General features: G+C 66.6%; 12 protein-coding genes. 10 read left to right on the top strand and 2 right to left on the bottom strand.

The annotated features are described in order from the left end of the window. Nucleotides 1-40 precede the first annotated feature (40 nt). The 10 genes from DQG17_RS07385 to DQG17_RS07340 all read left to right on the top strand — a co-directional run bounded on the left by DQG17_RS07385 (nucleotide 41) and on the right by DQG17_RS07340 (nucleotide 11,513). Entirely contained in the window at nucleotides 41-1,042 is a 1,002-nt protein-coding gene (locus tag DQG17_RS07385) for a hypothetical protein (protein WP_116132064.1), read from the top strand. Between the two features lie 6 nt (nucleotides 1,043-1,048). Further along, the gene (locus tag DQG17_RS07380; RefSeq protein ID WP_116132063.1) at nucleotides 1,049-2,071 is read left to right on the top strand and encodes a carbohydrate kinase family protein; all 1,023 of its coding nucleotides are present in this window, start codon (nucleotides 1,049-1,051) and stop codon (nucleotides 2,069-2,071) included. Between the two features lie 779 nt (nucleotides 2,072-2,850). Next, the gene (locus DQG17_RS07375; RefSeq protein WP_116132062.1) at nucleotides 2,851-4,011 is read left to right on the top strand and encodes a transporter substrate-binding protein; all 1,161 of its coding nucleotides are present in this window, start codon (nucleotides 2,851-2,853) and stop codon (nucleotides 4,009-4,011) included. After that, complete coding sequence (locus tag DQG17_RS07370) at nucleotides 4,008-4,604, top strand: ANTAR domain-containing response regulator (protein WP_116132061.1); 597 nt, start codon at nucleotides 4,008-4,010, stop codon at nucleotides 4,602-4,604. Before DQG17_RS07375 ends, DQG17_RS07370 begins: the two co-directional genes overlap by 4 nt. Then, nucleotides 4,601-5,497, top strand: coding sequence for an ABC transporter permease (locus DQG17_RS07365; protein WP_116132060.1), 897 nt, complete (start codon nucleotides 4,601-4,603; stop codon nucleotides 5,495-5,497). The genes DQG17_RS07370 and DQG17_RS07365 overlap by 4 nt, the downstream gene beginning before the upstream one ends. After that, nucleotides 5,497-6,417 (top strand): ABC transporter permease, encoded by a 921-nt coding sequence (locus DQG17_RS07360; protein ID WP_116132059.1) that lies wholly within the window; start codon nucleotides 5,497-5,499, stop codon nucleotides 6,415-6,417. The genes DQG17_RS07365 and DQG17_RS07360 overlap by 1 nt, the downstream gene beginning before the upstream one ends. Before the next feature lie 44 nt (nucleotides 6,418-6,461). Further along, a complete protein-coding gene (locus DQG17_RS07355) occupies nucleotides 6,462-8,093 on the top strand; it encodes an ABC transporter substrate-binding protein (protein ID WP_198666079.1) in 1,632 nt (543 codons plus the stop codon). Continuing rightward, entirely contained in the window at nucleotides 8,083-9,027 is a 945-nt protein-coding gene (locus DQG17_RS07350; protein ID WP_116132057.1) for an acetamidase/formamidase family protein, read from the top strand. The genes DQG17_RS07355 and DQG17_RS07350 overlap by 11 nt, the downstream gene beginning before the upstream one ends. Next, nucleotides 9,024-10,823 carry an ABC transporter ATP-binding protein gene (locus tag DQG17_RS07345; protein ID WP_116132056.1) on the top strand — a complete coding sequence of 600 codons (1,800 nt, stop codon included), beginning with the start codon at nucleotides 9,024-9,026 and terminating at the stop codon, nucleotides 10,821-10,823. The genes DQG17_RS07350 and DQG17_RS07345 overlap by 4 nt, the downstream gene beginning before the upstream one ends. Before the next feature lie 18 nt (nucleotides 10,824-10,841). Next, nucleotides 10,842-11,513 (top strand): cysteine hydrolase family protein, encoded by a 672-nt coding sequence (locus DQG17_RS07340; RefSeq protein ID WP_116132055.1) that lies wholly within the window; start codon nucleotides 10,842-10,844, stop codon nucleotides 11,511-11,513. Nucleotides 11,514-11,537: 24 nt separating this feature from the next. Here the strand turns inward: DQG17_RS07340 and DQG17_RS07335 are convergent, their stop codons facing one another. Both DQG17_RS07335 and DQG17_RS07330 read right to left on the bottom strand, forming a co-directional pair. Next, a complete protein-coding gene (locus tag DQG17_RS07335) occupies nucleotides 11,538-12,815 on the bottom strand; it encodes an amidohydrolase family protein (RefSeq protein WP_116132054.1) in 1,278 nt (425 codons plus the stop codon). After that, nucleotides 12,815-13,759 carry an ABC transporter permease gene (locus tag DQG17_RS07330; RefSeq protein WP_116132053.1) on the bottom strand — a complete coding sequence of 315 codons (945 nt, stop codon included), beginning with the start codon at nucleotides 13,757-13,759 and terminating at the stop codon, nucleotides 12,815-12,817. The genes DQG17_RS07335 and DQG17_RS07330 overlap by 1 nt, the downstream gene beginning before the upstream one ends. Between the last annotated feature and the right edge of the window lies 1 nt (nucleotide 13,760).

The raw sequence follows: 13,760 nt of genomic DNA, 5'->3' as shown, positions 1-13,760 counted from the left end.
TATTAGGTAAGCCCCGAAAATTGCTCGGGGAGGGGGACAGATGACCAGACGTCTCGACAGGAAACTCGCACGTATCCGGCAGGGGCGCTACACGCCCGGCGACTTCATCATTGCCGATGCCAAGGACGGCGACATGGCGTTCGGCTGCGCCACCCCGGGCGCAGAGATCGCCGCGGATGGCACGCCCACCGGGCGGTTCAGGCCGATCACGGACTATCGCGCGGATATCGTCAAGGTGACCGAGTCGGATCTGACCGACATCATGCTGATGTCGCTGTCGACAGCCGAGATGATGCAGGACCAGAGCCTGTTTCGCGACTCGGAGGTGACGCCCGCGGTCCGTCTGAACGACACCACCGACATCTGGCTTGCCCGCGGCGGGGCCTATGGCCGGTCGCCCGCACGGCCGTTCCGCACCGCCCGGCTCGACCGGGTGCGGGATGTCACGGATCTCGGGCTCTATGCCGTCACCTTCTACAACGACCCGGATCGTGACTGGCAGACACTTGAGGCCTATCGTGCGTTCCGCGAAGAGGCGAGCGCCAACCATGTTCGCCACTTCCTCGAAATCTTCAACCCGGCCTTCGCGGTTGCCACCGCAGACGCCGAATTCGCCTCCTACAACAACGACATGATCGTGCGTTGCCTGGCGGGCGTTTCGCGGCAGGACCGGCCGATCTTCCTCAAGGCCACCTACAATGGCCCGCGCGCGACCGAAGAGATCGCCTCCTATGATCCCGAGAACATCATCTTCGGGATTCTTGGGGGCGGCGCCGGCACCACGCGGGATTGCCTGGAACTGATCTCGCAGGCCGAGAAATACGGCGCCCGTGTCGCGCTGTTCGGGCGCAAGATCTATCATTCCGAAGACAGCGTGTTGATGGTCCGCGCCATACGCCGGGTGATCGAGGAACCGATCGGGTCGACCGAGGCGACGCGCGCCTATCACGCCGACCTTGTGGCCGCAGGCATCACACCCCACCGGCCGATCGAGGCCGATCTGGAGCTGACCGATCCGGTCTTGCGGGAGTATGCGGAGTAGCGGGCGATGGACGGCGCAAGGGAGGGGTTCATCACCGCAGGCACCTGGTGTCTGGACCGCAATATAACCGTGGAAAACTGGCCCGAGGAGGACATGGCGACCTCGGTGCTCGACCTGCAGCTTTCGGGCGGCGGGTCGGCCTGCAACTTTGCGGTCGATCTGCGCAGGCTCGATCCGTCTGTGCAGGTCGAGACCATGGGGCTGCTCGGTCAGGACGCGGCGGGCGATTTCCTGCAATCGGTGGCCGAGGCCAACGGCATCGCCCACCGTTTCTGCCGGTCCGATGCGGCGGGCACCCAGACCACCGATGCCTATGTGTCGAAGGCAACGGGGCGGCGCACCCACATCCTGTTCGTCGGGGTCGGCAACCTGCTGTCGCCCGCGCATTTCGATTTCTCGCAGACCCGCGCCAAATACCTGCACCTCGGTCTGCCGGGGATTCACGCCGTGATGGACGCAGCCTGGCAGGGCGACGCCAATGGCTGGGTCGCGGTGCTGCGGCAGGCGCGCGCGCTGGGGATCCGGACCAATCTCGAACTCGTCGCGGCCGAGGCCGAGGCGATCCGGGAGCATGTGCATCCCTGCCTGCCACATCTCGATACGCTCGTGGTCAATGACCAGGAGATCGGGGCGCTGGCCGGGGTTGCGACCCTGCGCGCAGGACAGCCCGACCCGGCCGCTTGCCGGATGGCCGCCCGGCAGGTCCTGCAGATGGGGGCGATGGACCTGGTTGTCGTACATCACACTGCCGGCGCCCATCTGGTGGCGCGCGACGGCAGCCTCGCAGAACTGCCCTCGGTCAACGTGCCGGCCGAGGCGCGCAAGGGGGCGAATGGCGCGGGCGATGCCTTTGCCGCCGGGTTCTTCTATGGCCTCAGTTCGAACTGGCCGGCGCAGGAATGCCTGAGGATGGCCCACGCGACCGCCGCAGCCTGCCTGCGCGCGCCCGACCCGCACAGCGGGATCGAAGACCACGCAAGTTGTCTGGCCCAGGCCGACCGCTGGGGCTGGCACGCGGCGATGGCCTGAGGCCGCGGGCGCACTCCCCGGTTTTAGGCCCTCATTGCAACCCTCGGCGGTGCGGTTGCCGTTCAGAAGCTGCCGAACAGCGATCCCGGAACGATCACGGCCACGAGCGCGATCACCGGCCCGGTGACGGCGACCATGAAGATATCGAAGCGGTGACGCACAGCTTCACCGGCGAGGCCTTGATCCGCTCGACATCGATTGCCTTTCAAGGATCTCCCGCAGCGGATTGTTGCCCCTGGGATTGAGGTCATCGGGCGACACCAGCCGAGACATCATGTCGAGGGCGACACAAGGCGGGTTCGTGTCGTGCGTTCGGCGCCCCAGCATCCCATCGCGCGGGCTGCGCTGAAACGGGCTGAGGCGCGCGCCATCACCGCGGCATTCATGGCCCCGGCCGAGGTGCCCGGGACGCAGACGAATTCAAGCCGGTCTTCCTGCAGCGGGCGGTCGAGCGCGCTTGAGGTTAAGGCGCTGTGTGGCGGTGGGGGCGCGCTGTATGGCGGGAACGACTCGGCTGGCGCGGATAACGGACCGGTCGGGGCGGGGCCGCTGGCCGGCAGCGCCCGCCGGGCCGCGACCCCTGACTCGCGATCTGCCCAATTGCTTGGCGCAGTGCCGGGAAAGAGTGCGTCTTGCCGGGCCGCCGCTCCGCCCGGCACGCCAAACCTTGCCAGCCCCGGCCGGCTGTGGTGGATTTGGGCGAAAGACACGTTGGCAAATGCGCCCCGACCCCTCTCTGCGAGAGGTATCGGGGTTTTGTCGTTTTTAGGGGTATTCGAATGCGGTCGGGCGAGACGTTGCGCAGATACCGGATCGGTCTGATGTTCTCGACGACCGGGCCCTATGCGGCGCTGGGGCGCAGCGCGCGCGACGGTGCGTTGATGGCGCTCGAAGAGGTCAACGCCGGGGATGTAAGCGGTGTTGCCGGGCTGCAGCTTGACCCGGTTACCGCCGATCCCGGCGGGATCCCGTCGGATTACGAACGCCTCACCGCCGCGATGCTCGAGGGCGGCGGGGTGCGCCACATCGTCGGCGGCATCACCTCGTGGTCGCGCAAGGACATGATCCCGGTGCTGGAGCGGCACGCGGCATTGCTGTGGTATCCCTGTCCCTACGAGGGATTCGAATGCAACGATCATGTCGTCTATCTGGGCGCCTGTCCAAACCAGCACCTTGTCCCGCTGGTCGATCACGTGCTGGCCGCGGGGGCACGGCGCGCCTTCCTGGTCGGCTCGAACTATGTCTGGGGGTGGGAGACGCTGCGGGTTGCGCGCGAACGGCTGTCGGCCCGTGGCGTCGAGGTCGCGGCGGAACGCTTTGTGCCGCTCGGCGGCACCGACTGCGCGCGTCTGATCGAGGAGATCGACAACCATGGCCCCGACCTGATCGTCAACAGCCTTATCGGCCCGTCGAACCATGCGTTTCTGCAGGCGCTGGCGCAGCACCGCGAGCAGGGCGCGCCCTGCCTTGTTGTCAGCGCCAACCAGACCGAGGCAGACCTTCCCGACCTGGGGCCTGCGGCCGACGGGCTGCTGTCGATGGGGGCCTGGTTCGAAAGCGTCGAGGGGCCCGATACCGCCGGGTTCCGCGCCCGGATCGCGGCGCGGTACGGCGAAGACTATCGCGCCTCGTGCTTTTTTGCGACGGCCTATGCCGGGGTGCGGCTGCTGGCCAAGGGGCTTGCGCTGGCCGGGACCGACGATCCGCGCGCGGTCTTCGCCGCAGTCGCGGGGGCGCCGCGGCAAACGGTGCTGGGGCGCGTGACGATCGACCCGGTGACCCGCCACACCAGCCTGATCCCGCGGCTTGCCGTCGCCCGCGGCGGGATCTTCCAGATCCTTGCCGATGCCGGCGAGGCTTTGGCGCCCGACCCCTATCTGACCCGCGTCGCGCCGGCGGCTCCGCTCCGGCGCGCGCCTGATCTGAGGATCGTGTCATGAAACCTGTTGTCGATCTCAACTTCACCGGCCGGCTGGCCTGGGTGCTGCATCCGGCAGAGACCTTGCGCCAGCAACTGGCGACACGTCTGGCTGTTCTGGGGGTCGAGGCTGTCGGCATCTGGCCCGTGGCCGAGGCGTCTGCGCCGCGTCCCGATGTCGTCTTCGTCGATGTCGACACCGGCCACGACGAACAGATCCCCTGGCCCGCAGGCACCGCGCCCGTCCCTCTGATCGGGCTGGTGCGGTCGGAAAGCCCCGGTCGGCTGACCTGGGCGCTTGAACAGGGGGTCGATGCCTTCCTGCCGCAGGCAGCCCTCGGGCTTGTCTATTCGACGCTGGTGATCGGGTCGGCGAAATGCGCCGAACGGCTGCGCAATGCCCGCCGCGAGGTCGAGGTCGCGCGCCGCGCGGGCCAGCGCCACCTGCTGATCCGCGCCGCCAATCAGGTCATGGCGCGCGAGGCCGTCGACGAGCTGACGGCGCTGAAACGGCTGCGTGCCTTCGCAATGGCGCGTCGCGTGAGCCTCGAGGATGCCGCGGCGCTGTTTCTGGACGAGCACGAGCTTCGCGGCCGCCGGGGAGGCCAGCGATGAGCGGTTCGGCGGCAGTTTCCGCAACACCGGTGCGACCGGGGGCGGGCAGGGTCCTGCGCCAGCTGATGGTGCGACCACGGTCGGCCTTTGCGCTGGTGGTGATTGTCACCATGGTGGCGGCCGCTGTGCTGGCGCCCTGGATCGTGCCCTATGACCCGAATGACCAGATGTTTGACGGTCTCAGCCTCGAGGGCGCGCCTCTGCCGCCCTCGGCGCAGTTCTGGCTTGGCACCGACCTTCTGGGGCGCGACCTGTTCTCGCGGCTGATCCTTGGCACCCAGACCTCGCTGATCATCGGGCTTCTGGCCAACGGCATTGCCGTGATGCTGGGGGCGGGCGTCGGGATCACGGCGGGCTTTCTCGGCGGCTGGGTCGGCGGCATCCTGATGCGCTTTACCGACCTGATGATGGCCTTTCCCGCACTGCTGCTCGCCATCGTTCTGGCGGCGATTTTCAAGCCTTCGCTGCTGATCGTCGCCGTCGTGATCGCCATGGTGAACTGGGTGCAGATGGCGCGCGTGATCTATACCGAGACCCGCAGCCTTGCCGAGCGCGAGTTCATCTCGGTGCAGCGCGCCATGGGCGCCTCGACCTTCCGGATCCTGCGGCTGCACGTGCTGCCGCATCTGCTCTATTCGATCATCGTCTTCGGCACGCTCGGGATCTCGACCACCGTGCTGCTGGAGGCGACACTCAGCTATCTCGGTGTGGGGGTGCAGCCGCCGACCCCGTCCTGGGGCAATATCATCTATGAAAACCAGACCTATTTCGCCAATGCGCCCTGGCTGGTGTTCTTCCCCGGTCTTGCCATCGTGCTGCTGGCGCTGTCGTTCAACCTGCTCGGCGACGTGCTGCGCGACGCGCTCGACCCCAAGCTGAAGGGGCGGCACTGATGTGGGCCTATCTTGTCCGTCGCACCGGCGAGGCGCTGCTGATCCTGCTCGGCATCAGTCTTGTCACTTTCGTGCTGCTCTACCTCGTGCCGGCTGATCCGGCGCGCCAGATCGCCGGGCGGTCCGCCACGGTCGAGACGGTGGCCAATATCCGCGCCCAGCTTGGCCTCGATCAGCCGTTCCACATCCAGTATGTCCGCTATCTCGGCAACCTGCTGCAGGGCGATCTCGGCCGCTCCTATCTGCAGCGCTCCGAGGTGGCCGAGCTGATCGCGGCGCGGATGCCCGCGACGCTGCTGCTGATGGCGGCCGCCATCGTGGTCGAGCTGATCCTTGGCCTGACCATCGGCATCGTCGCGGCGCTGAAACGCAACACCGCGGTCGATCAGTCGCTGATGGTGTTTTCCTTCGTCACGATCTCGGCGCCGCAATTCGTGGTGGGCATCCTGCTGCTTTATGTCTTCGCGGTCCGGCTGCACTGGTTCCCGATCGGCGGCTACGGCAGCTTCGCCCATCTGGTGCTGCCGGCGATCACCATCGGGCTGCTTGGCACCGGCTGGTACAGCCGGATGATGCGATCCTCGATGATCGACGTGCTGGCGCAGGACTATGTGCGCACCGCGCGTGCCAAGGGTCTGGGCCGGCTGCGGATCATCCTGCGCCATGTGGTGCCGAACGCGGTGCTGCCGATCATCGCCATGATCGGCATCGACATCGGCCTTTTCATGTCGGGGATCGTGGTGGTGGAAAGCGTGTTCGGCTGGCCCGGGATCGGCCAGCTGGCCTGGCAGGCGATCCAGCGTGTCGACATCCCGATCATCATGGGGGTCACGCTGGTGTCGGCCTGTTTCATCGTCCTGGGCAACCTTGTGGCCGACCTCATCGCGCCGCTCGTTGACCCGCGCATCAAGCTGAAATGAACCCATAACCAACAAATGCCAACAGGAGAGACAATGCCATGACCATGAAATTGATGACCAGTGCCCTGGCAATCGGGGTCGCCCTTGGGCTGACGTCGGGGGCCGCATCGGCGCAGGATTTCACCGAGGCCAAGCAGGGCGGCTCGATGATCGTCACCTACAAGGACGACGTCTCGACCCTCGATCCGGCGATCGGCTATGACTGGCAGAACTGGTCGATGATCAAGTCGTTGTTCGACGGGCTGATGGATTACGAGCCGGGTACGACGATCCTGAAAAAGGACCTGGCCGAGGATTACACGATCTCGGACGACGGCATGACCTTTACCTTCAAGCTGCGGCCGGGGGTCAAGTTCCACAACGGCCGCGAACTGACCGCCGAGGACGTGAAATATTCGCTCGACCGGGTGACCAACCCCGAAACCCAAAGCCCCGGCGCGGGGTTCTTCGGCTCGATCGAGGGCTATGACGCCATGGCCTCGGGCGAGGCGACGAGCCTGTCGGGGGTGACGGTGATCGACCCCTACACGGTCGAGATCAAGCTGTCGCGCCCCGACGCGACCTTCCTGCACGTGATGGCGATCAACTTCTCCTCCATCGTTCCGAAGGAAGAGGTCGAAAAATGGGGGCTCGATTTCGGCAAGCATCCGGTCGGCTCGGGCGCCTTCAAGCTGTCCGACTGGACGCTCGGCCAGAGCCTGACCTTCGAGCGCAACAAGGATTACTGGCACACGGGCGTGCCGAAACTCGACCAGATCACCTTCGAGATCGGACTGGAGCCCATCGTCGCGCTCTTGCGGCTGCAACAGGGCGAGGCCGACATTCCGGGCGACGGCATCCCGCCGGCAAAGTTCCTCGAGGTGACGGCGGACCCCGCCTACAAGGATCTGGTGATCGAGGGCGGGCAGTTGCACACCGGCTATATCACCATGAACGTGCTGATGCCGCCGTTCGACAACCTCAAGGTGCGGCAGGCCGTCAACATGGCGATCAACAAGGATCGCGCGGTGCGCATCATCAACGGCCGCGCAGTGCCCGCCAACCAGCCGCTGCCGCCGACCATGCCGGGCTATGCCAAGGATTACGAGGGCTATGCCTTCGATCCCGAGGCCGCCAAGGCGCTGCTGGCCGAAGCGGGCTTCCCCGACGGGTTCGAGACCGAGCTCTACGTCTATAACACCGACCCGAACCCGCGGCTGGCGCAAAGCTTCCAGCAGGATCTGGCCGCCATCGGCATCAAGGCCGAGATCCGCAGCCTTGCCCAGGCCAACGTCATCGCCGCGGGCGGCGAACCCGATCAGGCGCCGATGATCTGGTCCGGCGGCATGGCCTGGATCGCCGACTTCCCCGATCCGTCGAACTTCTATGGCCCGATCCTCGGCTGTGACGGCGCGGTGCAGGGCGGCTGGAACTGGTCGTGGTACTGCAACAAGGATCTCGATGCCGCGGCGGTCGAGGCCGACGCGATGACCGATCCCGCCAAGGCGGGCGAGCGCGAGCAGAAATGGCGCGACATCTTCCTGAAGATCATGGACGATGCGCCCTGGGTGCCGGTGTTCAACGAACAGCGCTTTACCATGCGGTCGGAAAAGCTGGGTGGTCCCGACGCGATCTTCGTCGATCCGGTCCACGTGCCCGTCAACTATGACTATGTGTATTCGAACGATGTGCAATAACTGCAACCACACCATCCACGGACGGCATCATCATTTCGGGTGGGATCATGCGATCCCCCCCGTCGCCACCGTGGCCCCGGGCGAGAGCGTGTTCTTCGAATGCCTCGACAGCTCGGGCGGGCAGCTTTCGGCGGACAGCACGGTCGCGGATCTGCCCGCGCTGTCCTTCGACAAGGTCAACCCGGTCACTGGCCCTGTCTATATCGACGGGGCCAAACCCGGCGACATCCTGAAGGTGACAATCGACGCCTTCACGCCCTCGGGCTGGGGCTGGACCGCGAACATCCCGGGCTTCGGGCTGCTGGCTGACCAGTTCGCGGACCCGGCGCTGAACGTCTGGTCCTATGAGCCGGGCAGCCTCGCACCCGCGCTTTATTGCGGGATCGCGCGGGTGCCGCTGAAGCCCTTCGCCGGCACAATCGGGCTTGCCCCGGCCGAACCCGGCCTGCATTCGGTCGTCCCGCCCCGGCGGGTCGGCGGCAACCTCGACATTCGCGATCTTGCGGCGGGCACGACGCTCTATCTGCCGGTCGAGGTCGAAGGCGCGCTGTTCTCGGTCGGCGATACCCATGCCGCGCAGGGCGATGGCGAGGTCTGCGGCACCGCCATCGAAAGCCCGATGGACGTGGCGCTGAGCTTTGATCTGATCAAGGACACGCCGCTGAAATTCCCGCGGTTCACCACGCCGGGTCCGGTGACGCGGCATCTCGACACCAAGGGATACGAGGTCACGACCGGCGTCGGACCCGACCTGATGACGGGTGCGCGCGATGCGCTGTCGGGCATGATCGACCTGATCTGCGCAAGCCAGAAACTCAGCCCGGTCGAGGCCTATATGCTCTGTTCGGTCTGCGGCGATCTGCGGATATCCGAGATCGTCGACATGCCGAACTGGGTGGTGTCGTTCTACATGCCGCGGGTCGTGTTCGAATGACGGCTGCCACCGCAGAGACCGGTCGCGGGGACGCGCCGCGCCCGGTGCTTTCGGTCCGCGATCTGACGGTTGCCGTCGCCACGCCCGGCGGTGCGCAGCCGGTGGTCGAGGATCTGAGTTTCGATCTGATCGCGGGCGAAACGCTGTGCCTTGCCGGCGAAAGCGGGTCGGGCAAGTCGATGACGGCGCTTGCGATCATGGGGCTGTTGCCGCAACCGACGGCGCGGATCGCCCAGGGCTCGATCCGGCTTGCCGATGGCACCGAGCTTGCCGGGCTGTCGGATCGCGCCCTTCGCAAGATCCGCGCCAACCGGATCTCGATGATCTTTCAGGAGCCGATGACATCGCTCAACCCGGTGCTGACCATCGGCACCCAGTTGACCGAGGTGCTGCTCGAACACGGTGCCTGCAGCCGGGCCGAGGCGCCGGGCCGCGCGCTCGACCTGCTGCGCGACGTGCGCATCACCGATGCGGCGCGGCGGCTCAAACAATACCCGCACGAGCTGTCGGGCGGGATGCGCCAGCGGGTGATGATCGCCATTGCGCTGGCCTGCGACCCCGAGATCCTGATTGCGGACGAACCCACAACCGCACTTGACGTGACCGTGCAGGCCGAGATCCTCGATCTGATCCGCACGCTGCAGCGCGAGCATGGCACGACGGTTCTGATGATCACCCACGACATGGGCGTGGTGGCCGAGATGGCCGACCGCGTGATCGTGCTGCGCCATGGCCGGCAGGAGGAAACCGCGCCGGTCCACCAGTTGTTTGCAGCACCCCGGACTGCCTATGCGCGGGAACTGCTGGCTGCGGTGCCGCGGCTCGGTCATGCACCGGCGCGGCCGGTGCCCGAACGGCTGCCCGACGTTGTGGATGTCGAGGGGCTGACCGTGCGCTATCCGATCCGCGGCGGCATTGCCAACCGGGTGCAGGCGCAGGTCCACGCGGTCGAGAACGTGGATTTCCGCATCGCTCCGGGCGAGACGCTGGCGCTGGTCGGTGAATCCGGCTGCGGTAAGTCGACCATCGGCAAGGCGCTGCTGGGGCTGGCGCCCTGGACCGGCAGCATCCGCATTGCCGGGCAGCAGATGCAGGGCCTGTCGCCCAAGGGTCTGAAGCCGGTGCGCCGCAATATCCAGATGATCTTTCAGGATCCGGGCGCCTCGCTCGACGCGCGCATGACGGTGGGGCGGCAGGTGGGCGAGCCGCTGGTGGTGCATGGACAGGCGCGCGGCAGCGAATTGCAGGACCGGATCGAATGGCTGTTCCGCCGGGTCGGTCTGACGCCCGAGCAGATCGACCGCTATCCGCACGAGTTCTCGGGCGGGCAACGACAGCGGATCTGCATTGCGCGGGCGCTGGCGCTGCGCCCCAGGGTGATCGTGGCCGACGAATGCGTCTCGGCGCTCGATGTCTCGATCCAGGCGCAGGTGCTCGATCTGCTGCGCGAGTTGCAGCAGGAGGAGGGGCTGGCCTATCTGTTCATCTCGCACGACATGGCGGTGATTGATCAGGTGGCCGACCGCGTGGCGGTGATGAACCTTGGCCAGATCGTCGAGACCGGCAGCCGCGAGCAGGTGCTGCGCACGCCGATGCATCCCTATACCCGGCGTTTGCTGTCGGCGGTACCGATCCCCGATCCGAACCATGTCCGCCCGGCCGTTCTGGCGCGCGACGGCGAGGTCGGATCGCCCGTGCGGCCGCTCGGGCAGCACCCCGTGCGGCTGGAAATGGACGAGGTCGCCCCCGGCCACTGGGTCGCCCGATCCGACGCTGCCGCACGATCCGCCGCCTGAACCGTCAAGGAGAGCCCAGTGAGCTGGAAGACCGCCTATCGCTCCTTCTACTACCAGAACGCGCCTGAACCCGACGACATCGTGCTGCCGACGGCCGAGACGGCGCTGCTGGTGATCGACATCCAGAACACCTATGTCGAACCGCCCGAGGATCCGGCCGAGGCCGCCCGTTGGGCGCCCTTCCTGTCGCGCATGCAGGACATCGTGATCCCGAACACCGCCGCGCTGCAGGCCTGGGCGCGGATGAAGGGGATCGAGGTGATCCATGCCCGCATCGCCTGTCTGAAAGAAGACGGCCGCGACCGGTCGCTGAGCCAGAAGAAGCCCGGCTTCAACTATCTGCTGCTGCCGAAGGACCGCCACGACAGCCAGATCGTGGCGGCGGTCGCGCCGAAGGGCGACGAGATCGTCATCACCAAGACCACCGACAGTGCGCTGACCGGCACCAACCTGCGGATGATCCTGCACAATCTCGGCGTGAAGAACGTGATCGTGGCCGGCATCTTTACCGATCAGTGCATCTCGTCCAGCGTGCGCAGCCTTGCCGACGAAAGCTTCAATGTCGTCGTGGTCGAGGATTGCTGTGCCGCCGCGACCGAGGATCTGCACCGGCGCGAGCTGGAGATCATCAACATGATCTATTGCCATGTGGTGAGCCGGGCCGAGGTCGAGCGGTTTTCGCCGCGCTGAGGCGGTGCCCTCTCGGCCCGCCTGTCAGCCCCGCGGCGCGCGGCGGCGCACCGATCCGGGGCGCCCGGGCAGGCTGAGCGCGGCGTCGCCCCGGGCGCTGCGGGCGATCACCTTGCCCTTGGCGATCACGGCAAGGCGGGCAGGGCGCAGGCGCAGCGCCTCGGTCGGGGTGGCGGCATCGAGCACCACCAGCGAGGCCATGGCGCCCTTGTGCAGGCCATAGTCCTGCAGCCCGATAATGGCAGCGTTGGTTTCGGTCACCATGGTGAAGCAGCGCGCCATCTCGTCGGGGTGGGTCATCTGCGCGACATGCAGCCCCATGAAGGCGACGTCGAGCATGTCAGCGGTGCCAAGGCTGTACCAGGGGTCGAGCACGCAGTCCTGACCCCAGCCGACCGGGATCCCCATCGCCTGCATCTCCTTCACCCGGGTCATGCCGCGGCGCTTCGGGAATGTGTCGTGCCGGCCCTGCAGGACGATATTGATCAGCGGGTTCGGGATTGCCGAGATTCCGGCCTCGGCGATCAGCGGCAGTAGCTTCGAGACATAGTAGTTGTCCATCGAATGCATCGAGGTCAGGTGGCTGCCCGCGACCCGGCCCTGCAGGCCAAGGCGCTGCGCCTCGAAGGCCAGCATCTCGATATGGCGGCTCAGGGGGTCGTCGGTCTCGTCGCAGTGGATGTCGACCATCAGACCGCGGTCGGCGGCGATCCGGCACAGATCGCTCAGCGAGGCCGCGCCATCGGCCATGGTGCGCTCGAAATGCGGGATGCCGCCCACCACCTCGACCCCCATGTCGAGCGCACGGATCAGGTTTTCGCGCCCCGTCGCGCTGCGGTACAGCCCGTCCTGCGGGAAGGCGACCAGCTGCAGGTCGATATAGGGCTTCACCTGCTTTTGTACCTCAAGCATCGCGGTGACGGTGTTGAGGTGATCGGGCGTGGTGTCGACATGCGAGCGGATCGCCAGCAGACCCATGGAGGCAGCCCAGTCGCAATAGGTCAGCGCGCGCGCGACCATCTCGTCCACGGTCGCGATCTGGCGCAATTCGCCCCAAAGCGCGATCCCTTCGAGCAGCGTGCCCGAGGCATTCACCCGCGGGAGCCCATAGGACAGCGTTGCGTCCATGTGAAAATGCGGATCGACAAAGGGCGGCGCGACCAGATCGCCGGTGGCGTCGATCACCTCGGCCGCCTCTGCGGTGATGCCGGGCGCGACGGCCGCGATCCGGTCGCCCGAGATCGCGATATCGGCTTGGGTTCCGTCGGGCAGCGTGCCGCCCCGGACGATCAGATCGAACATCATCGTTCTCCCTTGTTGAACGGCACCATCAGGGCGGCTGGCACCTCGGCCCGGCGCGACATGACGACAAGCGCAAGGATCGACAGCAGATAGGGCATCATCAGGAAGACTTGATAGGGCACGACCGCGCCGATCGGGGTCTGTTGTAGGCGGATCTGAAAGGCGTCGAAGGCCGCGAACAGGATCGCGCCCAGCAACGCCTTGCCGGGCTTCCACGCCCCGAAGACGACAAGCGCGATGCAGATCCAGCCGCGTCCGTTGACCATGTCGAAGAAGAAGCTGTCGAAGGCCGACATGGTCAGAAAGGCGCCGCCCACGGCCATGAAACCCGATCCCACCATGACCGCGCCGATCCGGATCGCCGTCACCGATAGTCCCTGGGCCGCGACCGCCGAGGGGTTTTCGCCCGCCGCGCGCACGGCAAGGCCCAGCGGCGTGCGGTAAAGCACGAGCGAGGTCACGATGACCAGCACGAAGGCCGCATAGGTCAGCGGGGTCTGGGCAAAGAGCGCCGGGCCAAGCACCGGGATCTTTGACAGAAATGGGATCTCGAAGGCCTGAAACGCCTCGATCTTCGGTGGCGAGGAGACCTCGGGCAGCACGACGCGGTAGGTGTAGAACGTGAGCGACGTGGCAAGCAGCGTCATGCCGATGCCGACCACGTGCTGGGACAGCCCGAAGGGCACCGACAGGATGCCATGCACGCCCCCAAGTGCCATTCCGACCGCAAAGGCCACCGCGACCCCGCCCCAGAGCGGCAGCCCGGCCCAGACCGCGATCCAGCCCGCGAAGGCGCCCGCGACCATGATGCCCTCGATCCCGAGGTTCAGCACGCCGGCGCGTTCGCAGACAAGCTCGCCCATCGTGGCGAAGATCAGCGGCGAGGCGATGCGGATCGCCGCCGCCCAGAACGAGGCCGAGATCAGGATGTCGAACAGGTCCATC

The sequence above is a fragment of the Tropicimonas sp. IMCC34043 genome (genome assembly GCF_003390845.1).
Classification (GTDB): domain Bacteria; phylum Pseudomonadota; class Alphaproteobacteria; order Rhodobacterales; family Rhodobacteraceae; genus Tropicimonas.
Note: the sequence above shows the minus strand (reverse complement) of the source record. Positions and strands in the feature narration are given on the sequence as shown.